The 26,299-nt window shown below is 64.2% G+C and carries 21 protein-coding genes; 20 read left to right on the top strand and 1 reads right to left on the bottom strand.

Going from position 1 to position 26,299, the window contains the following annotated elements:
• Positions 1 to 13: 13 nt before the first annotated feature.
• The 20 genes from tssM (at position 14) to tssA (ending at position 25,934) form a co-directional block, all read left to right on the top strand.
• On the top strand, positions 14 to 3,778 hold the full coding sequence (tssM, locus tag HA052_RS19310; RefSeq protein ID WP_206118966.1) for a type VI secretion system membrane subunit TssM: 3,765 nt from the start codon (positions 14 to 16) through the stop codon (positions 3,776 to 3,778).
• Positions 3,779 to 3,791: 13 nt separating this feature from the next.
• Complete coding sequence (gene tagF / locus HA052_RS19305; RefSeq protein WP_166453156.1) at positions 3,792 to 4,811, top strand: type VI secretion system-associated protein TagF; 1,020 nt, start codon at positions 3,792 to 3,794, stop codon at positions 4,809 to 4,811.
• Positions 4,812 to 4,894: 83 nt separating this feature from the next.
• Positions 4,895 to 5,407, top strand: coding sequence for a type VI secretion system contractile sheath small subunit (gene tssB, locus HA052_RS19300; protein WP_107798025.1), 513 nt, complete (start codon positions 4,895 to 4,897; stop codon positions 5,405 to 5,407).
• A 3-nt stretch (positions 5,408 to 5,410) separates the two neighbouring features.
• Complete coding sequence (gene tssC / locus HA052_RS19295; RefSeq protein WP_107798026.1) at positions 5,411 to 6,895, top strand: type VI secretion system contractile sheath large subunit; 1,485 nt, start codon at positions 5,411 to 5,413, stop codon at positions 6,893 to 6,895.
• A gap of 112 nt (positions 6,896 to 7,007) precedes the next feature.
• On the top strand, positions 7,008 to 7,505 hold the full coding sequence (locus tag HA052_RS19290) for an Hcp family type VI secretion system effector (protein ID WP_043640831.1): 498 nt from the start codon (positions 7,008 to 7,010) through the stop codon (positions 7,503 to 7,505).
• A 141-nt stretch (positions 7,506 to 7,646) separates the two neighbouring features.
• The gene (locus tag HA052_RS19285; protein ID WP_019100066.1) at positions 7,647 to 8,081 is read left to right on the top strand and encodes an OmpA family protein; all 435 of its coding nucleotides are present in this window, start codon (positions 7,647 to 7,649) and stop codon (positions 8,079 to 8,081) included.
• A gap of 133 nt (positions 8,082 to 8,214) precedes the next feature.
• Positions 8,215 to 10,827, top strand: a complete 2,613-nt coding sequence (locus HA052_RS19280; RefSeq protein WP_166453155.1) for a type VI secretion system Vgr family protein — start codon at positions 8,215 to 8,217, stop codon at positions 10,825 to 10,827.
• On the top strand, positions 10,824 to 11,621 hold the full coding sequence (gene tla1, locus HA052_RS19275; RefSeq protein ID WP_166453154.1) for a toxin Tle1 chaperone Tla1: 798 nt from the start codon (positions 10,824 to 10,826) through the stop codon (positions 11,619 to 11,621). Before HA052_RS19280 ends, tla1 begins: the two co-directional genes overlap by 4 nt.
• A gap of 2 nt (positions 11,622 to 11,623) precedes the next feature.
• Positions 11,624 to 12,208, top strand: a complete 585-nt coding sequence (locus HA052_RS19270) for a DUF3304 domain-containing protein (RefSeq protein WP_166453153.1) — start codon at positions 11,624 to 11,626, stop codon at positions 12,206 to 12,208.
• Positions 12,202 to 12,813, top strand: a complete 612-nt coding sequence (locus HA052_RS19265; RefSeq protein WP_166453152.1) for a DUF3304 domain-containing protein — start codon at positions 12,202 to 12,204, stop codon at positions 12,811 to 12,813. Before HA052_RS19270 ends, HA052_RS19265 begins: the two co-directional genes overlap by 7 nt.
• Before the next feature lie 82 nt (positions 12,814 to 12,895).
• Entirely contained in the window at positions 12,896 to 13,453 is a 558-nt protein-coding gene (locus HA052_RS19260) for a DUF3304 domain-containing protein (RefSeq protein WP_166453151.1), read from the top strand.
• Between the two features lie 82 nt (positions 13,454 to 13,535).
• A complete protein-coding gene (locus HA052_RS19255) occupies positions 13,536 to 14,096 on the top strand; it encodes a DUF3304 domain-containing protein (protein ID WP_166453150.1) in 561 nt (186 codons plus the stop codon).
• A 134-nt stretch (positions 14,097 to 14,230) separates the two neighbouring features.
• A complete protein-coding gene (locus HA052_RS19250; protein ID WP_166453149.1) occupies positions 14,231 to 16,126 on the top strand; it encodes a T6SS phospholipase effector Tle1-like catalytic domain-containing protein in 1,896 nt (631 codons plus the stop codon).
• A gap of 38 nt (positions 16,127 to 16,164) precedes the next feature.
• Entirely contained in the window at positions 16,165 to 17,496 is a 1,332-nt protein-coding gene (locus HA052_RS19245) for a hypothetical protein (protein WP_166453148.1), read from the top strand.
• Positions 17,497 to 17,561: 65 nt separating this feature from the next.
• Positions 17,562 to 19,421: a type VI secretion system baseplate subunit TssF gene (tssF, locus tag HA052_RS19240; RefSeq protein ID WP_166453147.1), complete on the top strand. Its 1,860-nt coding sequence runs from the start codon at positions 17,562 to 17,564 to the stop codon at positions 19,419 to 19,421.
• Positions 19,385 to 20,410 (top strand): type VI secretion system baseplate subunit TssG, encoded by a 1,026-nt coding sequence (tssG, locus tag HA052_RS19235; RefSeq protein WP_166453146.1) that lies wholly within the window; start codon positions 19,385 to 19,387, stop codon positions 20,408 to 20,410. The genes tssF and tssG overlap by 37 nt, the downstream gene beginning before the upstream one ends.
• Before the next feature lie 47 nt (positions 20,411 to 20,457).
• Positions 20,458 to 23,091: a type VI secretion system ATPase TssH gene (gene tssH / locus HA052_RS19230; RefSeq protein WP_166453145.1), complete on the top strand. Its 2,634-nt coding sequence runs from the start codon at positions 20,458 to 20,460 to the stop codon at positions 23,089 to 23,091.
• 12 nt (positions 23,092 to 23,103) lie between these two features.
• Positions 23,104 to 24,546 (top strand): hypothetical protein, encoded by a 1,443-nt coding sequence (locus HA052_RS19225; RefSeq protein ID WP_166453144.1) that lies wholly within the window; start codon positions 23,104 to 23,106, stop codon positions 24,544 to 24,546.
• Positions 24,543 to 24,806 (top strand): PAAR domain-containing protein, encoded by a 264-nt coding sequence (locus HA052_RS19220; protein WP_043641377.1) that lies wholly within the window; start codon positions 24,543 to 24,545, stop codon positions 24,804 to 24,806. The genes HA052_RS19225 and HA052_RS19220 overlap by 4 nt, the downstream gene beginning before the upstream one ends.
• Positions 24,807 to 24,839: 33 nt before the next feature.
• Positions 24,840 to 25,934 carry a type VI secretion system protein TssA gene (tssA, locus tag HA052_RS19215; protein WP_166453143.1) on the top strand — a complete coding sequence of 365 codons (1,095 nt, stop codon included), beginning with the start codon at positions 24,840 to 24,842 and terminating at the stop codon, positions 25,932 to 25,934.
• Positions 25,935 to 26,114: 180 nt separating this feature from the next.
• On the opposite strand, the gene HA052_RS27420 is transcribed toward tssA, so the two are convergent.
• Positions 26,115 to 26,299 (bottom strand): hypothetical protein (locus HA052_RS27420; RefSeq protein WP_206118965.1); only part of this gene is annotated, 185 nt, incomplete at its 5' end.

Here is a 26,299-nt window from a genome sequence, read left to right as displayed (position 1 = left end):
GTGGTGGGTGTTTATGAAAGGTTGGCTGCGTCACGCCAAAGTGGCTTCGGCAATCGGGTTCCTGATCCTGATCGCTCTGATCTGGTTTCTGGGGCCGTGGTTGGGCCTGGAGTCGCTGGAAGCCCGTTTGGGCTGGATTATCGGCGTCATGTTGTTATGGGTGCTGACCCTGCTGGTGGGCCAGGTTTTGGCGCGCCGCGCCGGCGGCCTGGTGGAGCGCATGCTGCGCAAGCAGGCGGACGAGGCGGTGATCAACGCCAGCTCCGACAAGCGCGCCGAGGTCACCCTGCTGCGCCAGCGGCTGCTGGGCGCGATAGACACCTTGAAGAAATCCAAGCTGGGCAGCGCCAGCGGCAGCGCCGCTTTGTACGAGCTGCCTTGGTACATGATCATCGGCCACCCGGCGGCGGGTAAGAGCTCGGCCATTCTGCAATCCGGCCTGACTTTTCCGTTCAGCGACAAGAGCGGCATTCAGGGCGTGGGCGGCACCCGCAACTGCGACTGGTTCTTTTCCACCGAAGGGGTGCTGCTGGACACCGCCGGCCGCTACGCGACTCAGAGCGAAGATAGGGTGGAGTGGCTGGAATTCCTCAAGCTGCTAAAAAAGCACCGCGCCAAAGCGCCGGTCAACGGCATCCTGATCGCCATCAGCCTGCCGGAACTGGCGCAACACCATAGCGAAGGCTTCACCCTGTACGCGCGTCAGATTCGCGAGCGCATTCACGAGGTGTGCAATACCTTCGGCCTCTTGGTGCCCATCTATCTGGTGTTCACCAAGCTGGACCTCTTGGGCGGTTTCGCCCAGTTCTTCCAGGACGCCAGCGACGAAGACCGCGCCAGGGTCTGGGGCGCGACGCTGAGCGCGGACCAGGGCACGGGCTTCGACGTGGCCAATGTGACCGGCCAGCAGTTCGAACTCTTGTATCGCGGCCTGGTGCAGGCCGGCGAGGAAAAACTGATCCAGTACCGCGGCGATCAGGTCAAACCGGCGCACTTCGCCTTCCCCATTGAATTCCACGGCCTGAAAGAGGCGGTGGTTAAATTCGTCAAGCTGCTGCACGAAGAAGACCCTTACCACGCGCGGCCTTTGCTGCGCGGTTTCTATTTCACCAGCGCCCTGCAAGAGGGGGTGCCGCGCATCGTGGCCGCCAATCGCGTGCAAGGCCAGTTCGACCTGAGCCAGGGCGGCCAGGAGATGAAGCAGGCGCCGGCGTCTTACAGCTACTTCCTGCGCAATCTGTTCCGTGACGTGCTGTTTCAGGATCAACACCTGATTTCGCGCCAGACCAAACCCAGCGGCAGCCGCTGGCGTTTGTTCGGCATGGCCGCCGGGGTCTTGTCGCTGGCCGCGCTGGCCAGCTTCTGGACCTGGTCCTTCATCGGCAACCAGCATTTGCTGGACGAGGTGAAGGCCGAACGCGCTCAGGCGCAAAAGCTGGCCGCCAGCGGGCAGTTGTACGACAAGCTGCGCTCGCTGCAGATCTTGCAGAAGCGCCTTGAGGAATTGCAGTCCTACCGCAAGAACGGCGCGCCGTGGCAAGTGGGCCTGGGCCTGTACCAGGGCAAGGAACTGGAGCCGCAGCTGCGTCGCGAGTACTTCACCGGCCTGAAGGAGGTGATGCTGCGCCCGGTGCAGCGCAATCTGGAAACCACGCTGGTGGCGCTGAAGCCGGAAGCGCCCGCTCCGACGCCCGCGCCGGTAGTGAGCGAACCGCCCAAACCGGCCGCGCCCGCACCCGCTCCGTTCAAACCCAAGCCTAAAAAGCACGCGCCGCGCGGCGGCCTGCCCAATATCAACCTGAGCGCGCTGGATTGGCCGCAACGCGCCACCACCGCCAAGCTGGAAGCCTCCGCGGCGCAAGGCGAGGCCGCCGCTGCGCAACGCAATCCGCAGCAGCTGGACGCCAGCTACAACGCCTTGAAAACCTATCTGATGCTGCACGAGCAGAAGCGCATGGACGAAGCGCATCTGATCGACCAGTTGCCGCGCTACTGGCGGCCCTATCTGGAAAGCCAGCGCGGTCAGTATTCGGTCGAAGAAGTGATGGCGGTGGCCGAGAAGCTGGTGGCTTTCTACGTTAGCCAGATCAAGGAAGCGGACCTGCCGCTGATCGACAACAACGCCAAGGTGGTGGGCGAAGCGCGCGACGTGCTGCGCGGCTCCTTCAAGCGCCTGTCCGCCCAGGAGCGGGTGTTCAACGAAATCAAGGCCCGGGCCAACACTCGTTTCGCGCCGCTGACCGTGGCGCGGATTCTGGACAACCGCGATTTGGACGTGATGGCAGGCAGCCAGATGGTAGAGGGCGCCTACACTCGCGAAGCCTGGAACAGCTACGTTAAGGGCGCTATCGACGAAGCCAGCAAGGGCGAAATCCGCAGCGACGACTGGGTGCTGGCCTCGTCCACTCAGGACAATCTGGGCCGGGACGGCGACGTGGAGAAAAACCGCGCCGCGCTGGAAGCCCTGTACCGGGGCCAATACGCCGCCGCCTGGAAGAAATTCCTGATCGGCGTCACCACTCGCGACTTCACCAATCCGGCCCAGTCCGCCTCCGCGATGGCGCGGCTGTCCGACAAGCAAAGCTCGCCCATCAAGCTGGTGCTGGCGCGCGCGGCGATGGAAACCGCCTGGGACAACCCATCGGAACTGAACCGCTCGCTGGAAAACGCCAAGCAGTCGATGCTGGAAAAAACCGCGGAATTCCTCAAGGGCGGCAGCTCGTCGGCCCAGGCGGACAAGACCAAGCTGTACGGCGAAGTGGGCCGTCAGTTCGCCGGCGTCGCTCAACTGGTCAAGGGCGACAACCCGCCGATCAACGCCTACCTGGATCAGCTGGCCAAGCTGAAAGCCAAGCTGGCGGCGATCTCCAGCACCGACGAACCCGGCCCGCAAGCCCGCGCCGCCTTGCAGGCGACCCTGGGCGGCTCCGGTTCGGAACTGGGCGACACCGCCTCCTTCGTAGACAACACCCTGCTGAGCCAGGTCACGCCGGAAACCGGCGAGATGGTGCGCCCGATGTTGGTGCGTCCGCTGACCCAGTCCTACAACGCTCTGTTGGGGCCGGTGGCCAACGACATCAACCAGGCCTGGGCCAACGAAGTGCTGCCGCAGTGGAAGCAACTGGCCGGCAAATATCCGTTCGCGGATTCCAGCAACAGCGCCTCGGTGGCGGAGATCAGCCGCTTTGTCAAAGCCAACGACGGCACGCTGGACAAATTCATCAACAAATACCTGAACGGCCTGGTGCAGAAGAAGGGCGATCAATTGGTGCCGCGCGCTTGGGGCAATATGGGGGTCAAGTTCAACCCGGCCTTCTTGTCCAGCGTCAGCAGCCTGTCCGCGCTGGCCAACGCCCAGTTGCAAGACGGCGAAAACACCCGCTTCGAACTGCAGCCCACGCCGACGCCGGGCCTGTCCGAAATCGTGTTCGAGGTGGACGGTCAGGAACTGCGCTACCGCAACGGCCCGCAGGCCTGGCAGCCGTTCACCTGGCCGGGCAACGGCCAGAACGCCGGCGCCCGCATCCAGGTGGTGTCCTATAGCGGCGCCAGCAGCGTGGTGGGCAACCAGCCGGGACGCATGGGTCTGATGCGCTTGCTGTCCAGCGCCAAGGTCAGCCAGGACAGCCCGGACTCAGCCCAGCTCACTTGGAACCTGCGCAAGCCCGACGGCGAGGCGCAGACGGTGAAATTCAATTTCCGCATGGTTGGCGGCGTCAATCCGCTGCAACTGAATAAGCTTTACAAGCTGACCTTGCCTGAGCGCGTGACGCTATAAGGGAGACACAGTCATGGCGTTCAATTTCAAGCGGGCGCAGGAAACGCCTCCGCAATTCTGCATTTTCGGCAAGTTGCCGCGCCGCGGCGACTTCGTCCGCGTCAACGCCACCCACCCGGCGGCCACCCAGCTGGACCAGCTGCTGGCGCAAAGCCTGGGCGGGCTGGAATCCGGCTCGGAGGCGGTGGAGCGTTACCGCGCGATGCCGGGCACCAGCTTCGTGCTGCGCAGCCGCGACCAAATGTGGCTGTCGCTGGGCGTGATGCAGCCCAGTCGCGATGAAAGCGGCCGCAATTATCCCTTGGTGGCGGCCTCGCTGATGCCTTGTGACGCGCCCTTGCCGCCGCTGTCGGTGTTGATGCTGGCCAATGAGCTGTTCTTCTCCGGCTTGAAGGAGCAACTGAGCAGCGCCATCGACAACGCGGTGGAAATGTTGGCCTGCCGCCAGTTTCTGGAGGAGCAGTCCTTGTTCGGCATCTCCTCCGTGGCGGATCTGGACCTGGCGCAGCAACTGCTGGAGCGGCATCTGAGCGTGACGCCGGCTTCCCATCTGAGCCGGCTGCTGAGCGGCCGCGGCCTGCCGGATCTGGAAACAGTGCTGCTGGCCTTCACCTTCCACCACCAGCTGTTGCGCAAGTTCCAGGGCAGCTTGACGGCGCAGACCTATCTGCTACCGCTGCCGGACAGCGACGGCGAAGACATGTTGGCCGCGGCCACTTGGTTGTCGCTGTACCAAGCGGCCACCGCCGGCCAGGCCGGCCAAGCGGAGCAATGCCTGCTGATTCAGCGGCCGGAAGGCCGCTTCCTGGCCCTGTTGCCGGGCGACTTGAACGAGCAGATCGTCGCGCAGTGCTGGGGAGGGCAGCTGGACGCCCGCTTCATCGTAGACGTGGCCGAGCCGCAGGCGCCGTGGCGCAGCCACCAGGCCTACGCCGAAGCGGCTTACATCCTGGGGCGGAGGCTGAACGATCCGTCCATTTCGGTGGCGCAGTTGCGCGAAGTGGCGTCCAGCCTGTCGCGCAGCGTGGCCTGAGTAGTGACGTAACAAAGGAACGGCCGGCGACATCCGCAGAGGCCGCTCCAATCAGAGCTTTGTGAACTTGAGAGAGAACCATCATGGCCAAAGAAAGCACACAGAAAAAACTGTCGCGGGTACGCCCGCCGCGCGTGCAGATCACTTACGACGTTGAAATCGGCGACGCTATCGAAACCAAGGAACTGCCCTTCGTGCTGGGCGTGCTGGGGGATTACTCCGGCCACAGCAAGGAGCCGCTGCCCAAGATGAAGGAACGCAAGTTTGTTCAGATCGATCGCGACAATTTCGACGAAGTGCTCAAGGGCATGGCGCCGCGCCTGGCCATCAAGGTGGACAACAAGCTGAAAGACGACGGCAGCCAGCTGGCGATGGAGCTGAACTTCGACGAACTGGCCGACTTTGAGCCGCAGAACGTGGTGGATCAGGTCGAGCCGCTGAAAAAGCTGCTGGACGCGCGCAAGCGCCTGGCCGACCTGCGCAACAAGATGGCGGGCAACGACAAGCTGGAAGAATTGCTGGACGAAGTGGTGCGCGATACGGAAAAGCTGAAGGCGATCAGCCAGGCCGCGCATCCGGACAAAGCGGGAGAGTGATAGATGAGCGCAGAACAACAACTTGAGGCCGGCGCGGCCGCAGCCCCGGCGGCGGCAGGCAGCCTGCTCGACTCCATCATCGAGCAAAGCCGCGTCGCCACCAACGACAACGAAAAAGGCCACACTCGCGATCTGATCGGCGAACTGGTCGACCAGGTGCTGGAAGGCAGCGTCAGCGTATCGCGCGATCTGTCCGCCAGCATTGACGCGCGCATCGCCGAGATCGATGCGCTGATCTCCTCCCAGCTGAACGAGATCATGCACCACAACGACTTCCAGAAGCTGGAAGCCTCCTGGCGTGGTCTGAAGTATCTGGTGATGGAGTCCGAAACCAGCACCATGCTCAAGATCAAGGTGCTCAATGCCTCCAAGAAAGACCTGGTCAAGGACTTCAAGGCGGCGCCGGAGTTCGACCAGAGCGCGCTGTTCAAGAAAATCTACGAAGAAGAGTACGGCACCTTCGGCGGCGCGCCTTACGCCGGCTTGGTGGGCGATTACGAATTCACCCGCCACCCGGAAGACTTCTACCTGCTGGACGAACTGTCCCACGTGGCCGCCTCCGCGCACGCGCCGCTGATCACCGCCGCTTCCTCCGGCCTGTTCGGCCTGGAGAGCTTTACCGACGTGGGCAAGCCGCGCGATCTGGCCAAGATCTTCGACACCGTCGAATACGCCAAGTGGAAATCCTTCCGCGAATCCGAAGACTCCCGCTACGTCGGCCTGGTCTTGCCGCATGTGCTGGGCCGTCTGCCCTACGGCCGCGACAACGTGCCGGTGGAGGAATTCGACTTTGAGGAAAACGTGGACGGCAGCACCCACGAAAAATACCTGTGGACCAACGCCTCCTACGCCTACGCCGCGCGCCTGACCTCCGCCTTCGCCCAATACGGCTGGCTGGCGGCCATCCGCGGCGTGGAAGGCGGCGGCCTAGTGGAAGGCCTGCCGGCCCACACCTTCAAGACCGACGACGGCGAAGTGGCGCTCAAGTGCCCCACCGAAGTGGCGATCACCGACCGCACCGAAAAACTGCTGTCCGATCTGGGCTTCATCTCGCTGGTTCACTGCAAGAACACCGACTACGCGGCCTTCTTCGGCGGTCAATCGGTGCAGAAGGCCAAGACTTACAACACGGATTCGGCCAACGCCAACGCGCGCCTGTCCACCCAGCTGCCCTACATCTTCGCGGTATCGCGCATCGCGCATTACATGAAATCCATCATGCGCGACAAGATCGGCAGCTTCGCCTCGCGCCAGAACGTGCAGGACTTCCTGAACACCTGGCTGGCGCAATACGTGCTGCTGGACGACTCCGCCAGCCAGGAAGCCAAAGCCAAATACCCGCTGCGCGAAGCGCGCGTCGACGTGGTGGAAGTGCCGGGCAAGCCCGGCGTCTATCGCGCCGCCGCCTTCCTGCGGCCGCATTTCCAGCTGGATGAATTGACTATTTCCCTGCGTTTGGTGGCGGAACTGCCCCAGCCGGCGGGTTAAGGCTGGAGAGTCCGTGCGCGTCCGCCGCGCTGCGGCGCGGCGGCGGGCGCGGGCGTCTTTTGGAATGGGGGGCTTGGCCTCCGATTTTTGACCTTTGTTTAAGGAGAAGTAAATGGCTTTTGATGCATTCCTGAAAATTGACGGTATTCCTGGCGAAAGCAGCGACGACAAGCACAAAGACTGGATCGAAATCCAGTCCTTTGCCCACAAACTGGAACAGCCGGCCCAGGCTACCGCCAGCTCCGCCGGCGGCGCCACCGCCGAGCGCGTGAACCACGCCGCTTACGAAATCACTCACTTCCTGGACAAAGCCAGCCCGAAGATTTACGAAGCCTGCTGCAAGGGCCAGCACATCAAGGAAATCACCATCGAACTGTGCCGTGCCGGTGGCGACAAGGTGAAGTACATGGAGATCAAGATGGAGCAAGTCCTGATCGCCAAGGTTGAGCCGCACGGTTCCGCCAACGACAACGGCTTCCCCAGCGAAAAAGTGAGCTTCACTTACGGCAAGATCAAGTGGACCTACACCCAGCAGAAACGCGCTGACGGCGCCGGCGGCGGTAACGTCAGCTCCGGCTGGGACCTGACCGCCAACAAAGCGATCGCCTAATTCCCTAGCGGTGCTGGAAAGCTGACCCGCCCGTCGTTCGGGCGGGTTTTAGGCATCCGGGAAACCGCCGCGCGCCGGCCCGGCGCAGCGGTTTCCCGGCTGTTCTTTGCCATGTTTAAAGTCAATCCGGGAAGTAATGCTATGAAACGTTTGCTGATGGTCGCCGCGCTCGCCTTGTCGCTGGTGGGCTGCAAGACCAATCCTAACGCTCAACAAGCCTCCAACGACCCCGCCGTGATCAAGGCGGCGGAAGAAAAGGCCGCGCTGGACAAGGCCGTGGCCGCCAATATGGCCATAGACCCCAACCTGATCCCGTTTGAAAAAATGAGTCCCAAACTGTCCCCAGTGGGCGAGGCTCAATTGCAACTGCTGCTGCCCAAGCTCAAGACCGCCAAATCCATCCTGGTGCGCGGCCATTGCTACCGAGGCGACATCGGCAACGCTCGCGCCGCCGCGCAAACCCGCGCCATCGCCGTCAAGCAGTTCCTGACCGATGCCGGCGTGCCGGCCAATAAAATCACCGTGCGTTACGACACCGAGCGTCAGCTGCACGCGGTGCGTTTGATCGCCAACTGAATCTGGGCGCCGGGCCGCCATGCGCAAGCGGGCGGCCGGGCGTTTTCGGGTGTTTAAGCAAACCCGGCGCGGCAGCGCAGTGTTTGCTTAAGGACTCGCCAATTGCGCAGTCGATTTGAATTGGGTTAACGCCATGGACCTCAGCACCCTGCTCGCCAGCTTCGCCTCCGCCTTCAACCAAGACCAGCGCCTGCTCACCCTCAGCCTGGGCGACGGCAGCGTGGCGGCCGAGCAACTGCTGCCCTTGAGCTTGGCCGGCGAAGAAGGCGTGTCCCGGCCTTACGCCTACCAGCTCACCTGTTTGTCTCCGGATGGCGCGATCGAACTCAAGACCCTGCTCGGCCTGCCGGCCCGCATCGGCATCTTCGACGCCGCCGGCGCGGAGAGCCTGCGCTGCGGCGTGGTGTCCAAGGTGGAGAGCCTGGGCTCGGACGGCGGTTTCAGCCGCTACCAGCTGACCATCGAGCCGCCGTTCGCGCTGTTGCGCCACCGCGTCAGCTCGCGGGTGTTCCAGGACCAGTCGGTGCCGGACATCGTCACGCAGATCCTGGCCGAGCATCAGCAGGCCAACCCGGTATTCGCACGGGTGCAGACGCTGGAGTTCAAGACCGGCGCCGCTTCCCCGCGCAGCTACTGTCTGCAATACCGCGAGAGCGATTACGACTTCATCGTGCGCCTGCTGCACGAAGAGGGCTACGCCTGGCGTTTCGACCATCTGGACGGCGACACACCACAAGTGCGCTTGGTCGCCTTCGACGACCCTTACAGCCTGCCGCCGGCCGGCGTCGAGCGGGTGCGCTTCCACCGCAGCGACGCCACCGAGGCCGAAGACGGCCTGACCGAGTGGAATGCCCAGCGCCAGATCGTCCCCGGCGCGGTGGCTTTGGCCAGCTTCGACTACCAGCCGGTGCAGACCCAGCACAGCGGCGACGACAGCCGCATCGACCAGGGCCAGAACGGCAAGGCGCTGCAATCGTCGCTGCACGACTACGACCCGCAATCGCTGTACTACGCCGGCGACGCCGACCAGCTCAGCCATTACGCCCAACTGCGCCAACAGGCGCATGACCTGAACGCCAAACAATTCAGCGGCGGCGGTTCGGTGCGCGGCCTGGCCGCCGGCCAGTGGTTCCGCCTGGACGACCACCCGGCCCACGAGGGCGACAGCAGCGAACAGCGCGAATTCGTCGTCACCCGTCAAGCTTTAAGCGCGCGCAACAACCTACCGGCGGACCTCAAAGCCTTCCAGGATGGCAAGGAAGCTCAACCCTTCCGCGCCGACTTCGACGCCCAGCGTCGCGGCGTGCCGCTGACCCCGGCCTACGCCCACACCGAACTGGCCAAGCCCAAGTCCCGCGGCGTACAGACCGCCACCGTGGTCGGCCCCCAGGGCGAAGAAGTCCACACCGACCAGCACGGCCGCATCAAAGTGCAATTCCACTGGCAACGGCCGGACGAACATCCGAGCATCGGCGCGGGGATGGACGACAAATCCTCCTGCTGGCTGCGGGTGGTCATGCCCAGCGCCGGCGCCGGCTGGGGCCACCAATTCATCCCGCGCATCGGCCAGGAAGTGCTGGTCGACTTCATCGAAGGCGATATCGACCGCCCGGTGATCACCGGCGTGCTCTACAACGGCAGCCACCCGCCGCCGGACTTCAGCGGCGCGGGCGCCTTGCCGGCCAACAAAACCCTGTCCGGCATCAAATCCAAAGAACACCAGGGCGGCCAGTACAACGAACTGCTGTTCGACGACACCCCGGGCGAAGTCAGAGCCAAACTGAGTTCCGAACCCGGCAAAACCCAGCTCAACCAAGGCTTCCTCACCCATCCGCGCAGCAACGGCAAGGCCGAACCGCGCGGCGACGGCTTCGAACTGCGCACCGACAACCACGGCGCCATCCGCGCCGGCCACGGCCTGCTGCTGAGCACCGAAGCGCAAAACGGCGCGTCCGGCAAACAGTTAGCGCGCGAACAGGCGCAAAGCCAGCTGGACGCGGCACTCAGCCTGAGCCAAAGCCTGGGCGACACCGCCAGCGGCCAGCAAGCGGATACCATGGAAACCGGGCCGGAGGAAATCGGCCCGGACAACGCCAAAGCCGCCAAGAAAACCGAAGGCCACCTGCAACACCAGGCCGCGGCCTTGAAAGCCTGGGAGGCCGGCAGCAACACCGACAAGGACGGCAAAACCGCCAAGGACCAAGCCGGCCAACAACCGCTAATCGTGCTGTCCGCGCCGGCCGGCATCGCCAGCCTGAGTCAGCAAAGCCAGACCGTGGCGGCGGGGACCAATCTGGACCTGGTGGCGCAGCGCGACACCAACCAAACCTCCGGTCGGCGCTGGCTGCACAATGTGGGCCAGCACATCAGCCTGTTCGTCGCCGGGGTCAAGGACCAGATCGCGCTGAAGCTGATTGCCGCCAAGGGCAAGATTCAGATGCAGGCGCAGAGCGACAGCATCGAGGTCACCGGCGATCAGGACGTCAAGATCACCGCCATCAAGGGCCAGCAGCTGTGGAACGGCAAGAAGGAGATTCTGCTGACCAGCGGCGGCGCTTATGTGCGGATCAAGGACGGCAAGATCGAGCTGCACGCGCCCGGCACCGTCAGCTTCAAGGGCGGAAGCCACGATTGGAGCGGGCCGGCCAGCATGACCGCGCCGTTCCCGCGCTTCCCCAACACTGTCTGCAAGACCTGCATGGCGCAAGGCTTCAAGCAGGCCAATCCCTTGGTGGCGGCTAAATGAGCCCGGCCGTGCTGTTGACCAAACCTTCTTCGGCCGCGTGGCTGGAACGGCTGTTGGAGCAAGCGCGGCGGGTGGAGTTGGAGTGGTTGGACTTCATCGTGGATCAGGGCGATATCGGCGACGCTTGGCAGAGCCGCGCCCCTGCCATGCATATGCCGCGCAGCCTGCTGTTGGATACCCCGCACGCCGAGGCCGCCGACGAAGGCCCGGCCTTGCTGCGCTTGCCGCTGCATTCCCCGGGCGGATTGGAAAAATGGGCGCGGCAGCTGGATAAATGGCAGGGCGAGCCGCGCTTGCTGGCCCTGTTGAGCGATTGGGATTTCGACGCCTTGGCCGAGCGGCTGAGCGCCTGTCTGCAAGCCTCCTGGGACCAGGGCCGACAACAGGGCGTGCTGCGTTTCAACGATCCGCGGGTGTTCGCCGCGGTAAGCGAGGCGCTGGAGCCGGCGCAGCGGCGTTTCCTGTTGGAGCCTGCCTTGCAATGGCACTGGCTGGACCGTGACGGCAACGCCCGCTGTCTGGAGCCGGATGTCGACGTGATGCGGAGTTGGCCGCAGTGGGAGGAGGAGACCCTGAGCCTGTCGCCGTCGCAGATTGACGAATTGATGGTCTGGCACCAGGCGGAAAGCTGGCGCCAGGATCATCTGCTGACGCCGTCGATGTACGGGCTGAGCTCGCAGGAAGAACTGATGGCGCGGCTGGCGGCGGCGCACCGGGCGGCGGACCGGGCCAAGCTGTGGTCGGAGCCGGAACGCCAGCCCTTGATCGAGCGCCGTTTGCGGGAGCCGGTGTGAGCATGGCCGCGGCATGGGCGCGGTCTTGCGGGTGGCTGCTCCTGCTGGCGCTGTCCGGCTGCGCGAGCCCGCCCAAAACCATAGGCGTCGGCGCGCGGGTGGTGAATACCATGGCCGGCGCCGAGATTGTACATGCCAGTTTTAACGGTCAGGCCATAGGCGGTTCCGGCGGCGAAGAGTGTTGCATCAGCCTGCCGGCGCAGTGGCGGCCGGGCATGACGGCGACGATAGAGTGGGTGAAGGATCCTAGTCCTGGGGTAAATCCAGGAGGGCGGCGTGCACCGTCTTGGAATCCGGATGGAACGACGCCGCCGGAGTGGCGCCACTGGCTGAAGGAACACCAGGCTAACTATGTCCGCCATCGGCTTACGCTCCCCGTGCCGGCCTATGAGGATACTTGTGGTTTGTCCCTGGTGTTTTTGCCTTGCGATGAGGTGTATCCGCTGATTGACTGCCGGCAGCGCCAGCAAGTGTTTAGCGGTTTGCGCGAGAAAACCTCGGTCGAGTGGGGGCAGGAAGTGGCGCGACGCCTGGGCGGTCGCATGCGCTGCGACGCGCCGGCGGAATCCGGCAAGGGTGGATGGTGATGCGAGCGCCAAACCGTGGCGAGATGGCTGCGGTGCACATGCCATGGCTGGCGTGGGCCGCTTGTGGCGTCTTGGCTTTGGGGCTGGCGGCTTGCCAGAACATCGCGCCGCCCAAAACCCTAGGCGCTGGCGCGCGAGTGGTGAATACCGTGGCGGGCACGTCGATTGTGCATGCCAGCTTTAACGGCCAGAGCATGGGCGGTGGTGGAGGCGAGGAGTGCTGTGTCAGCCTGCCGGAGCAATGGCGGCCGGGGATGACGGCGACGATAGAGTGGGTGAAGGATCCGAGTCCGGAGCTTAATCCTGATGGGCGACGTGCGCCCCCTTGGAATCCGGATGGGACGACGCCGCCGGAGTGGCAGCGTTGGATGAAAGAGCATCAAGCGAACTATGTTCGCCGCAAGGTGACGACGGCGGTGCCCAGGTATGAAACCGTCTCTTCCTTGGTATTGGTGTTCCTGCCTTGCGACGAGGTGTATCCATTGATTGATTCGGCGGAGCAGGGCCGGGTGTTTGGCGGTCTGAGAGGGCTGGCTTCGTCGGAGTGGGACGATGAAGTCATTCGCCGTTTGGGGGCAGGGAAGGTCTGTGCGGCAGGTAGATGAATTCGACGGGCTTGGCCATGTGCGTTTGGCGTGTTGGCAGTGTGACTGAGTCAATCCGTATTTCCGCATGGAGGATAACACCATGACGAGGATCGCTTTAACGATTGGTTTGCTGCTGCTGGCCCTGGCCGGGTGCCGGAGCATGGAGCGGCCCAAAACCCTAGGCGCCGGCGCGCGAGTGGTGAATACCGTGGCGGGCACATCGATTGTGCATGCCAGCTTCAATGGCCAGGGCATGGGCGGTGGAGGAGGCGAGGAGTGTTGTGTCAGCCTGCCGGAGCAATGGCGGCCGGGCATGACGGCGACGATAGAGTGGGTGGTGGATCCGAGTCCAGGGGTGAATCCTGGAGGGATTCGGCAACCTCCCCGGAGCAAGTATGGATCTATCACGGCGGAAGGCAGTAGATGGTATGAGGTGCATGAAGCAAATTATGTTCGCCGCAAGGTGACGATGGCGGTGCCCAAGTATGAAAAAGTGTCTTCCCTGATTCTGGTGTTCCTGCCTTGCGATGAGGTGTATCCGTTGATTGATTCGGCGGAGCAGGGCCGGGTGTTGGGCGGCTTGCGAGGTCGTGAAGACCGTTATCCGGAGATGATCCGTCGGCTGGGTGGTCGGCAGACGTGTTCGGGAGGTGGATGATTCCCGGCTAGAGCCAGTTCCTGTCAGGCGATGGTTTTGGAATGGAACGGCAAATCGGAATTTAGCATTGAGGGTGAAAACGATGAAATGGTTCTCTATTAGTGCATGGCTGTTCTTGACCCTGAGCCTGCTTGGATGTCAAAGCATGGCGCAGTCCAAAACTATAGGCGCTGGCGCGCGGGTGGTGAATACCGTGTCTGGGATGACAATTGTGCATGCTCGCTTTAATGGCCAGGGTATGGGCGGCGGCGGCGGCGAGGAGTGTTGCGTCAGCCTGCCGGAGCAATGGCGGCCGGGCATGACGGCGACGATAGAGTGGGTGAAGGATCCGAGTCCTGGGGTGAATCCGGGTGGAGTTAAGCAACCTCCCCGAGGCAAATATGGGTCTATCACGGCGGAAGGTAGTAAATGGCATGAGGAACATGAAGCGAATTATGTTCGCCGTAAGGTGACGATGGCGGTACCCAAGTATGAAAAAGTTTCTTCCCTGGTTCTGGTGTTCCTGCCTTGCGATGAGGTGTATCCGTTGATTGATTCCGCGGAGCAGAGTCGGGTATTTGGCGGATTGAGAGGGAGGAGTTCGCAGGGGTGGGATGATGAGGTGATTCGACGCCTGGGAGGCAAAACCAAATGCCAGCGATGATTGCTCCCTCGTTCCCGGATGAAGGTTATTTACCTACCCGTTTTCAATCTATTCTTGCTCAGCGAAATAGCCAGCAGCAGGAAGTAGATGCTGCAAGGTGCGCAGCTCGTGAGCAAGGTCGGCCATCGCCTTGTGTGCAGGTGCTGCATGTCAGCCTGTTCTTTGACGGTACCAATAATCACGGCGACTCGGACGATAGTGCCGACCCGGTGAATAGTAGCAATGTGCGACGTTTGTTCAATGCTTCAATTGGTAATGGAAAAGGGTTTGACTGGGGCTATTACAGTTATTACATCCAGGGTGTTGGCACGGTATTCAAGGAAATTGGCGAGGATGAGCCGAGCAGCAGTGGTTTGAGTTTTGCCTCAGGGGGGGAGGATAGAATTTTATGGGGGCTGACTCGTCTGATAGACGCCATCACGCGGGCGATGAGTGCACAGGCGGAAAAGATAGACGCGCCACAAGCTCTCCAACTGATCAAAGACATGCAGTACACCTATGAGGAAGACGACAAAGGCGTCAAAAAACGCAGCAGCACCACGCTGGCGCAACGCCGCGCGGTGATGCAGAAAGTGCTGGCGCCGATTGTCGCCAAGCGCGAAGCCGACTACAAGCCGGAAATCCTGCGCATCAAGTTGTACATCTATGGCTTCTCGCGCGGCGCGGCCGAGGCGCGTTCCTTTCTGTGGCGGCTGCGCGAATTGATGGACGTCGAGGCCGGCACGCTGTGCGGCATCCCCGTCGCGGTGGAATTCCTCGGCCTGTTCGACACTGTGGCCTCGGTGGGGCTGACTGAGCTGGCGCCGGGGGCGGAGGGCCATATGGGCTGGGCAGACGGCACGATGAAGCTACCGCCGGAGGCCGGCTTTCTGAAGCGCTGCGCGCATCTGGTCAGCGCGCACGAGCAGCGGCTGTGCTTTCCGCTGGACTCTGTGGCCATCGCCAACCGCAGTTATCCCGGCTGCGTGTTGGGTGAATGGGTTTACCCCGGCATGCATAGCGACGTGGGCGGCGGTTATCCGCCCAAGGATCAGGGCAAGGCGCGCGAGGGGCAGGGCATGCTGTTGTCGCAACTGCCCTTGCTGCATATGTACCGGCTGGCTTTTGACGCCGGCGCGCCCTTGCAGGCGGATAAGAGTTTGCTGGGGGATGCCGACGCGGAGCAATTGGCCATGCTGGAAGGACGCGAGCCCTGGCGTTTCATGAGCGATGTGACAAGCCGATTATTTATTTTCAACGAGGAGTTGATCCTGCGCTTCGAAGCCTGGCGTCAGCATGCCGGCAGCGGCGCGTCGCTGGAAGACCTGCTGCAGTGGCAGACCGCGCAGATCACCGCCTGGCGCATCGCCCGTTACGCCGGCGGCGTCGACGAGAAAGGCGGGCCGGGTTATCGCAACGCCGAATTTTACAAAAACTCCCAGGACACGCCCAAGTGGCTGGTGAACGCGCAGGAGTCGGAGTGGAAGGCGCAGCGCCGCAAAGGCGTTGCCACCGGGGTGACGCTGAAGCCTAAGGGAAAAGAGGCGGAAGCGAGCCAGGTCTCGGAGGGCTTCAAACCTAACCTCAATAAGCAGTACGAGCCGGTGATGGATCAGACCCAGTTGCGGGAAGGGGCCAAGGACTTCGCCGACGATTACATGGGCCGAACCTCGCTGTCCTTCAACCTGATTGGCGGCTTCGCCACCTTCTTCACCGGCTTGTCCCGCCCGTTCAGCGACGATTGCCAGGCGGAACTGGTCATGCTGCGGGAGGATGGCAATGATTTGTACCCGGCGGTGGTCAAGGACGAGAAGCTGATGGCGCTGTACGACGAGCATGTGCACGACTCCCGCGCCTGGTTCATGCATTACGCGCTGGGCAAGCGCGAACCTCACGGCACTTATCTGCGTTACCGCACCGTGTTCTTCACCGACGGCAACAGCAATAAGAAGCCGATCTGCCAGGCGCCGCGCGCGCAGGAGATCCGGCGCGAGCAGCAACGCCAGGCCGAGGAACGGCGGGGCGAGCGTATTGGGGGAGGCCGGCATTGAGCCCGGCGCATCGACTTCATGGCGAGAGGGTTTCAAGAATGAACAAGCGAGCCTGGCGGGTTTGCGCCGCTTTGCTTTTGGGCTGCCTCTGCGCGCCGGCGCAGGCCGCCGCGCCGGACAAGGCGGCCGGCACCTATGTGCCGGCCGACGAGGACTGGTTGCCCAGCAGCCTGGTTCTGCTGCCTTCGGGTCAGTTTGAATGGTTCATCAAGGGCAGCGGCGCGCGCACGGTGCGCGGCGATTGGACGCGCGGGCGGGGACGGATCGTCCTGCGCGCGGCGGCAGGCGGCGAAGCGCCGGCCTACCGGCAATTGCCCTATGCCTCCGGCCGCTTCATGGCCGCGGACCGCTACGACGAGGCGATGATGACGGTGGCGGTGCTGGCGGCCGGCCGCATGGGCGTGGCGGGAACGGAGGCTCTGCTGGAAGACGATCAAGGCCGGCAAGTGGAGGCCGAGGCCACCCGGACGCCGGGCTATCTGATCGCCTGGCAGCCTAAGGCATGGGGAGCGTGGCGCAAGGTGGGCCTGCGCCTGGCCGGCTCTGGGCAAGCTTGGCAGTGGTTCGAGGTGGACGCCGCCGGCAGGACGGAGCGGGCGGCCGGTTTCGAGCTGAGCAACGCCGATGCGGTGCAGCCCCTGTTCCGCCAGGCGGAGCTGGAGATCCAGGCGGACGGCGGCTTGACGATGCCCAAGCCGGCCCCTGAGATTCCGGTGCGCTCCGTGTTGCGCTACCGCAAATTGGACCGTCCGCTGACGGCGGCGCAATTGGCCGGGCATTACCGGATGGAGAGCCGGACGGAGTCCGAGCTGGCTTTGCAGGCCGACGGCCAGGCTTCCTGGTCCTTGTTGGCCAGCCGCGCTTATTATCTGGAGGGCCGTTGGCGGGTGAGCAACGGCCTGGTGACGGTGGAGGCGCAATTGCCTGCTCAGGCGCCCAAGTACCGCCTGATGTCGGATGCGGAAATGAATGTGCGCCAGCCGGCCACGGCGCGGCAATTGATCGCCATCGTCGGCCAGCCGCGCGTGGGCGGGGCGGCCGGCATCGAGGTCCGCTTCGAGGCGGCGGGCAAAACGCTGGGACAGGCGGTCAGCCAGGCCAGCGGCGATGCGATCCTGGATTGGGACGGCAAGGCCGACGACTGGACCCGCGTGGCCTTGCGGCGTCAGGGCAGCGCCGACGCCTGGACCTGGCTGGAGGTGCCGGCCGCGCGCCGCGCGGACCGCTTGCTGGCCATCGCCGTCGACGACCAGGGGCTGAGCCGGCCGGCGATTCCCTCCTTGATCTTCGGCCTGGGCGAGGATGGCGGTTTGCTGCTGCGCGAGCCGCTGAACCATGACCTGGAAAAGTATTTCAAAACCAAGAAGTAGCGGTTTCCCGCCGGCGGCCAGCCCGCCGGCGCAACCAGACAACAATAGATGTGACGTGAGCCTTAATGCTTGAATCCTTATTGCCGTATTACGAACGCGAACTCGGACACCTGCGCCAGCTGTCCGGCGAGTTCGCGCGCCGCTATCCCAAGATCGCCGGCCGTCTGCAAATGGAAGGCGACCAGTGCGAAGACCCGCACACCGAGCGGCTGATCGAGTCCTTCGCCTTCCTGGCCGCGCGCATCCACAAGAAGCTGGACGACGAATATCCGGAGGTGGCGGCCAGCTTCCTCAATGTGCTCTATCCGCATTATCTGCAGCCGATTCCTTCCGCCACCATCGTGCAGTTCGAATGCGATCCGCAGCGGCCGGAAATCGCCAAGCGCTACCGGGTGGAGCGCGGCCAGCCGGTGCACGCGCCGGCGATGCAGGGCGTGGTGTGCAAATTCCGCAGCGCCTATCCGGTGGACCTGTATCCGCTGTCGCTGACCGAGGCCAAGCTGGAGCTGACCAGCGGCTCACCCTATCTGCGCCAGCTGGCGCCGGACGCGGCGGCGGTGCTGACGATGGAGTTCCATACTCACGGCGGCCTGGCGCTCAACGCCATCGGCCTGCAATCGCTGCGCTTCTTCCTGGACGGCGAGCCGGCGCTGATGCATCTGTTGTACGAAATGCTGCTGTCCAATGTCCTGAGCGTCAGCGTGGGCGACGGCAGCGAAGACCCGGCCCGCACGCGCAAGCTGCCGGCGGACAGCCTGCGGGCGGTGGGCTTCGGCCGCGAGGAAGGTCTGCTGGACTACGACGAACGCTCCTTCATGGGCTACCGGCTGCTGACCGAGTACTTCTGCTATCCGGACAAATTCCTCTTCGTCGATCTGCTGCGCTTGGACAAGGCGGTGGCGCGGCTGGACGGCGACAAGCTGGTGCTGCGGATCTTGCTGGACGAATACCCGGACAGCGAGCGTCACAACCGGCTGCAGACCCAGTTGCAGGCCCAGCACATGAAGCTGGGCTGCACGCCCATCGTCAACCTGTTCACCCAGCCGGGCGAGCCCATCCGCGTCACCCACCAGAAAGCCAGTTACCCGGTGCTGGTGGACGCGCGCAAGCAGCAGGCTTACGAGGCGATCCAGATCAAGCGCGTGGTGAGGGTGGAGAAATCCGGGGACGGCGAAAGCAGCGAGGAAGTGCCGTCCTTCTACGCGATACGCCACGGCAGCGAAAAAAAGACGCCGCGCTTTTATTGGCACGCCAGCCGGGAGCCCTCGCCGCGCCAGAGCGACAAGGGCACGGATCTGGAGCTGCACTTGGCGGACCTGGAGTTCAACGCGGTGCGGCCGGCCACCGAGGTGCTGAGCCTGGAGCTGCTGTGCAGCAACCGCGATCTGCCGGAGCAGATTCCCTTTGGCGGCAGCCAGTCCACCCAGCGGACGGATTTCTCGCTGCCGGGCCATTCCGTGGTCAAGCGCGTGCGCCTGTTGCGCAAGCCCAGCGCCAGCCAGCGTTGTCCGCTGGGGCGCGCGGTGCAGTGGCGGCTGGTGTCGCATCTGTCGCTTAACTACATGTCCATCGTGGATTCCGGTTGCGCCGCCTTGCAGGAAATGCTGGCCTTGTACAACCTGACCGATTCCCCGGTGAACGTGCGCCAGATCCAGGGCGTGGTGGGGATAGAAAGCCAGCCGGCGGTGACCCGCGTGTCCGGCCGCGATTTCAGCGGCTTTGTCCGCGGCAGCGAAATCCGCCTGACGCTGGACCCGGATTACTACGTCGGCGGCAGCGTTTATCTGTTCGCCGCGGTGCTGGAGCGTTTCTTCGCGCTGTATTGCGCGCCCAATAGTTTCACCCGCCTGCGGGTGCATGCGGTTCAACAAGACGAGGAGGTAGCCTCATGGCCAGCCCGAGCCGGCGAAGCCCTCGTGATCTGAAACTGGAGCTGGCGCGCGACGCCAGCCAGTTCGGCTTTTTCCAGGCGGTGCGCATTCTGGGCCTGTCCGCGCGCAAGCGCGGCGAGCGCCGCGGCCGGTTGCCGGCCAGCTTGCGCTTCCGCTCGCTGGCCTCGCTGTCCTTCCCGCCCAGCGAGCTGTGTCGTTATCAGCCGGCCAAGGAGCCGGAGCAGCTGGACGCCACCGACGAGATGACGGTGAGCTTCATCGGGCTGACCGGGCCCAGCGGCGCCTTGCCCACCAGTTATACCGAGCTGCTGCTGGAGCGCCGCCAGCAGTACAAGGACGGATCGCTGCACGCCTTCCTGGACATCTTCAGCCACCGCGCCACCGCCTTGTTCTTCGGCGCCTGGCGCAAATACCGCTATTGGCTGGAAGTGGAGGCCGGCGAGCGCGATGGTTTCACCCGCAATCTGCTGGACCTGGGCGGCCTGGGCCTGTCCCAGCTGCGCAAGCAGATGGGGCCGGACGCGAGCCTGGACGAAAACCTGTTCATCTATTACGCCGGCCTGCTCAGCCAGAAGCCCTTGTCGGCGCAGGCGCTGGAAACGCTGATCCAGGGCTTTTTCGGCGTGGACGCCGCGTTGCAGCAGTTCGTCGGCCAGTGGATGCAGGTGCCGGCGGCGGAGCAAAGCCGGCTGGGCGACAGCGAGAGCGAACTGGGCGTGTCCTTGTTCGCCGGAGCTCGGGTTTGGGACCGTCAGACCAAGCTGCAGCTGCGCTTGGGCAGCATGCGCCGCGCCCAGTTCGAAGCCCTGCTGCCCGGCGGCCCCGGCGCGCAGGCCTTGCAGGCGCTGCTGCAATTCGCCGTCGGCCACAATCTGGCGGCCGACGTCAGCCTGGTGCTGGACAAGCGCGACGTGCCGGCGGCGCAGCTGGGCGGCCCGGCGGACCTGCGCCTGGGCGGCAATTGCTGGCTGGGCCCGCAGAAGCAAGATCCTGAAGACATGCGCTACGCGCTGCTGCATTGAGCGGCGCGAGCGAAATCGACTTTTCATTTTGAGCGTATTGGAACGATATGTCCGTATCCCTGAAAGCCCTGATCGACAGGCTGACCCCCACCGCCCGCCAGGCGATTGAGCAGGCGGCCAGCCGCGCGCTGGCGCGCACGCATTTCGAAATCGAGATCGAACACGCGCTGCTGGCGATGTTCGACCAGGACAACAACGCCGCGCTGGCGGCGCTGCACGCGCTGGGCGCGGACCTGCCGCGCATCGAGCGCGAGCTGGAAGCCGCGCTGGACGCGTTCCGCAGCGGCAATACCCGCAACCCGGTGCTGTCCGCCTGGCTGCCCAAGTGGCTGGAAAAAGCCTGGCTGCTGGCCAGCGCGGAACAGGGGCAGGACGATGTATCCACCCTGGACCTGCTGTTGGCGCTGTGGCAGGACGAGGCGCTGCGCGGCGCGTTGCAGTCCGGCTCCGCCGCGCTGGCGCGCCAGGACGCCGGCCGCCTGCAGGGCGCTTACGCCGCCTTGCGTCAGCACGGCGGCGAGGCCTCGGCCAACGTGCCGGCCGCCGAAGCCGGCGCGGAGCCGACGATGGCCGCGCCCGCGGCAGGCAAGCGCGGCAGCCCGGCGTTGGATAAATACACGATAGACCTGACCGCCCAGGCCAAGGCCGGCAAGATCGACCCCATCCTGGGGCGCGACGTCGAAATCCGTCAGATGATAGACATCCTGATGCGTCGCCGGCAGAACAACCCCATCCTCACCGGCGAGCCGGGCGTGGGCAAGACCGCGGTGGTGGAAGGCCTGGCGCGCAAGATCGTGCACGGAGAAGTGCCGCCGGTGTTGGCCGGCGTCACTCTGCGCACCCTGGACCTGGGCCTGTTGCAGGCCGGCGCCAGCGTCAAGGGCGAGTTTGAAAACCGCCTGCGTCAGGTGATAGACGAGGTCAAGGCCAGCCCGGTGCCCATCATCCTGTTCATCGACGAAGCCCACACCCTGATCGGCGCCGGCGGCGCGGCCGGCCAGAACGACGCGGCCAACTTGCTGAAACCGGCGCTGGCGCGCGGCGAGCTGCGCACCATCGCCGCCACCACCTGGGCCGAGTACAAAAAGTACTTTGAAAAAGACGCCGCGCTGGCGCGCCGCTTCCAGGTGGTGAAGGTGGAAGAGCCGGCGCCGGAAATCGCCGTGCAAATGGTGCGCGGCCTGACCCCGGCGATGGCCGAACACCACAAGGTGGAAATCCTCAATGAGGCGGTGGCCGCCGCCGTGCATCTGTCCAGCCGCTACATCGCAGGCCGCCAACTGCCGGACAAGGCCATCAGCGTGCTCGACACCGCCTGCGCCCGCGTGGCGCTGTCGCGCGCCGGCAAGCCGGGGCCAATCGAGGACGTGTCGGTGCTGATAGACAATATCGACCGAGAAGTGGCCGCGCTGCAGCGCGAAGAAGGCCACGCCGAACGCATCGCCGAGCTGGAAACCCGGCGCGCCGAACTGCAGGCGGATCTGGAGAAACTGCATGCCGCCTGGGACGAACAGCAAAAACTGGTCGCGGAAATCGACGAGCTCAAACAGCGGAAGGCCGAGGCCAAGCCGGCCAAGGGCAAGAAGCTCAGCCCGCTGCAAACCAAGCGCAAGGCACTGCGCGAATTGCAGAAGCACCAGCCGTTGGCCTTCGAGTGCGTGGACGAGAGCGTGATCGCCGACGTGATTTCCGGCTGGACCGGCATCCCGCTGGGCCGCATGGTCAGCAATGAGCTGGAACAGGTGCAGAAGCTGGCCTCGCTGCTGGGCGCGCGCGTCATCGGCCAGGATCACGCCTTGGAGCAGATCGCCGAGCGGATGCAGATCGCCAAGGCCAATCTGGAAGACCCGGGCAAGCCCAAGGGCGTGTTCCTGCTGGTGGGGCCGTCCGGCGTGGGCAAGACCGAAACCGCGCTGGCGCTGGCCGAGGCCTTGTACGGCGGCGAGCGCAATCTGATCACCATCAATATGTCGGAATACCAGGAAGCGCACAGCGTGTCCGGCCTCAAGGGCTCGCCGCCGGGCTATGTCGGCTACGGCGAGGGCGGGGTGTTGACCGAGGCGGTGCGTCGCAAGCCCTACTCGGTACTGCTGCTGGACGAGGTGGAGAAAGCCCATCCGGACGTGATGGAGCTGTTCTTCCAGGTCTTCGACAAAGGCTTGCTGGAAGACAGCGAAGGCCGCGAAGTCGACTTCAAGAACACCATCATTCTGCTGACCTCCAACGCCGGCTCCGATCTGGTGATGCGCGCCTGCGAGCACGGCGTTACGGTTGAAGGCGAAACCCGCGACCCGACGCCGGAAGACCTGGTGGAGATTTTGCGGCCCACCTTGCAAAGCGTGTTCAAGCCGGCCTTCCTCGGCCGTCTGACCATCGTGCCCTATCTGCCGATCAGCGACGAAGTGCTGCGCGCCATCGTCGGCCTCAAGCTGAACAAGATCCGCCAGCGCATCGCCGACAACCACGGCGCGCAAGTGGAGTTCCCGGAGGAGCTGGCGGAACAGATGGCGGCGCGCTGCCTGGACGTGGACAGCGGCGCGCGCAACGCCGACGCCATTCTGACCCGCACCCTGCTGGCGCAGATCTCCAGCGATTTGCTGGCGAGAATGGCCAGCGGCAAGCCGGTGAAGAAGATCGCCGTCTCGCTCAAGGGCGAGCAGGTCAAAGTGCGGCTGAGCTGAGGAAACGCGTCCATGTGGAAAATGTTGGGCCTGTTCGGGGTCAGCACCGTCGCCTGGTGGGGGCTGTTGTGGCTGGTGTTGCCGCAGAGCTGGCAGCGCATCAGCCCGTCGGCCATCCTGCTGCTGCACCTGGGGCCGCCTATGCTGCTGAGCGCCGGCGTCAAGTTGTGGGCTTATCTGAAGGAAAAGCGCGCCAAGCAGGAAGAGGTGGGTCAGGAGGCCGCGGCGGAGGCCGAGCGCCAGTCCGCGCGCGAGGCCGCGCGCGAACGACATCTGGCCGAGCTGCGCGAACGCCAGGCCGTGGTGGACTGCCGCTGGCTGTGGGCGCGCGCCGTCCCGGCCAATGGCGAGCCTGGCTGGCTGGCGGAAGCGCCGGACGGTTGTCTATGGTCATGCCTGGACGCGGCGGACGTCGACGCCGACGAAGCGCTGCAAGCCTTGCGTCCTCATGTGACCGAGGCGCTGCGAGAGCTTTACGCCGTCGCGCCTGGCGCGGCCTGGCTGCCGCTGGTGATGGAAGTGGTGCCCAGCCTATCCGGCATCGAGCAAATCGCCGCGGTCAAGGAATGGCAGACGGAAGCGATGGCTGAAACGCTGGACGACGGCGAATGGCCGGCGCCGGAAGCTCGCTTCCTGGCGGGGGCCGGCACCGGCACGGTGGCTGACCGCGCACGGCAGCTGCTGCAACAGCAGCCGGATCTGCCGGGCGTGATCATGCTGGGCGCCGACGCGCCTTTGCTGACGTTGGGCGGAGAGCAGTGGGACGAGAGCGATCCCGCTACGGCGGAGCGCCAGCGCTGGCTGGGCAAGCCGGGCCTGGCCGTCGCCGTCTTGCTGTTTCTGCGCGAGCAATTGCCGGAGCCCGATTTGGGCCCCGTCGCCGTGGCCGAGGGCGCCGATCCTTATCAGCCTTATTGGGAAAAAGACTTCAGCCGCGCGGGCGGCAGTTGGGGCGTGGTGCCGGCCCGTCATCAGGCCGGCCTGGCCGAGCTGCCGGTCTTGGCCCAATTGGGCCAGTCCAGCGCGGCCGCTGCGCCGCAGGAGCGCGCCTTGCAACTGACGCGGCAATTGCAACCGGTGCTGGACAACGCCTTGGTCAACGCCGCGCTGCTGGACTACCCGTTCAGCCCTGAGGACGCCAAGCCGGAAAACGATAAGGCGGCCAGCCTGGGCTGGCTGGTGCACAACGGCGGCGACGTAGACGCCGGCGGCGTGCGCCTGGCCGCCATCGCCAGCGCCTTGAACCGCCACGCGGTGGAGTTGCACCCCATCGACGAGGCCAGCAATCTGGCGCGGGAGTGGGGCGACGTCGGCGTCGCCGCCGACGCCATGCTGGCCGCCGCCGCCGTCAGCCACAGCGCGCGCCTGGCCGCTCCGGCCCTCATTACTCAATTCAGCAACGATCATGTGGCGCTGGCCATGGCCAGACCGCCGCGCGAGGAGGCCACAGCATGAAACGCGTGATCCGCTTGGGCGACCCCACCGATCATGGCGGCAAAGTCGTCAGCGCCGCATCCAGCACCACCTTGTTCGGCAAGCAGGTCGCCTGCCTGGGCGACGCGGTCACCTGCCCGCAGCAAGGGCACGTCAACTGCACCATCGTGGAAGGCGACCCCAGCTGGGTGGTCGGCGGCAAGCCGGTGGCGCTGGAAGGCCATAAAGTCAGCTGCGGCGCCTCGCTGATCTCCACCATGCCGGAAGTCGGCAAGGGCTGATCGCAACACCTCTCTATATAGAAGCCACAAAGCATGGAAAACATCGAGCAAACAGTGGAGCAATTGCTAGTCCCCATCCCCGGCGGCTGGCCGGCGGGGGAGGACCTGGCTTACTCCACGCTTTTCGACCAGATTCGCGAAGCCCGCCGTAGCGACGACCCTGGTTTGTCGCAAGGCGACTGGGAACAAACCCTCAAAACGGCGGAATGGCCCAAAGTCATTCGCTTGTGCGAGGACGCGCTGAGTCAAAACAGCAAAGACCTGCAATTGCTGGTCTGGTACGCGGAAGCCCAAGTCCAGGCCAACGGGATCCCCGGCTTGGCTCTGGGCCTGGCCGCGCTGGACGGCTGGCTGCGCCAATACTGGGAGAGCGGTTATCCGGAGCTGGACCCGCACGACCTGGACGAACGCGTCGGCAAGCTGGAGTGGCTGAATCAGCAACTGGGCCTGGCCATCCGCAATGTGCCGCTGCTGAAACCGGAGTTCGGCGCTTACGGCTGGAACGACTGGCAGCAATCACGCGACGTGGAAAACCTGGGTTTGAAAGACGCCGAATCCAAAGCCGCCGCCATCGCCGAGGGCAAGCTCTCCGGCGACGAGTTTGAAAAGAGCGCCACCCTGTCCGGTCACGCCTGGTTCCAGAGCCAGGCGGAAGCCCTGGTGCTGGCATTGGGCCGCTATGAAGCATTGGACGAGCAAGTGGACCAGCGCTTCGGCGGAGAAGCGCCCAGCCTGGCGGATATCCGCAACGGCATTTACGCCTGCCAAGACCTGGTATTGCGTTACCGTCAACAAACCGCGCCGGCCGGCGTTACGCCGGCTCCCGTCGGACCCGTCGTGGAAAGAAAAGCCGTGACCCAAAGTTATAGCGCGCCCACCCCCGCCGCCGCGTCGACGGCGCCCGTTGCTTTCAACGGCCAGATCCGCAGCCGCCAGGAAGCGGTGCAGATGTTGAGTGAAGTTGCCCGTTACTTCCGCAGCAACGAACCGCATAGCCCGGTGGCCTTATTGGCCGAACGCGCGGCGCGCTGGGCCGAGATGAGCCTGGAAGAATGGCTGCTGCATGTGGTCAAGGACGACTCCACGCTGAATCAGCTGCAAGAACTGCTGGATGTGAGGAAGGAATAAGCGATTTCAGGCCTCTGGAACGGTACGGGCCGGCGTTTCGCCGGCCCGTTTTTCATGGTTCGGCGGGGCGAGGATGGGGTGTCGGTGAATACCCTTTGTGGATATTCGTTTTCGCATCAAGGGTTTGCCCTATGAGGCCCGCTTTTGTTGAGGTTTTTCTCGCAAAAGGTGTTGACGGGTTTAGGGGCGTGACGTATAGTTCGCCTCCTCAGCAGACAACGCAGCGGCGGAAACGAAGCGCAGCGATCTGCACCGCTCTTTAACAAAACGAATAACCGATAGGTGTAAGTGCTCGGTCGATGACCAAACACTTGCACTGCAAGACGAGAGATATCTTGATGTTTCTTTGATCTTGCGTGCCAGAA

The sequence above is a fragment of the Chromobacterium fluminis genome, assembly GCF_011602385.1.
GTDB classification, from domain to species: Bacteria; Pseudomonadota; Gammaproteobacteria; order Burkholderiales; family Chromobacteriaceae; genus Chromobacterium; species Chromobacterium fluminis.
Note: the sequence above shows the minus strand (reverse complement) of the source record. Positions and strands in the feature narration are given on the sequence as shown.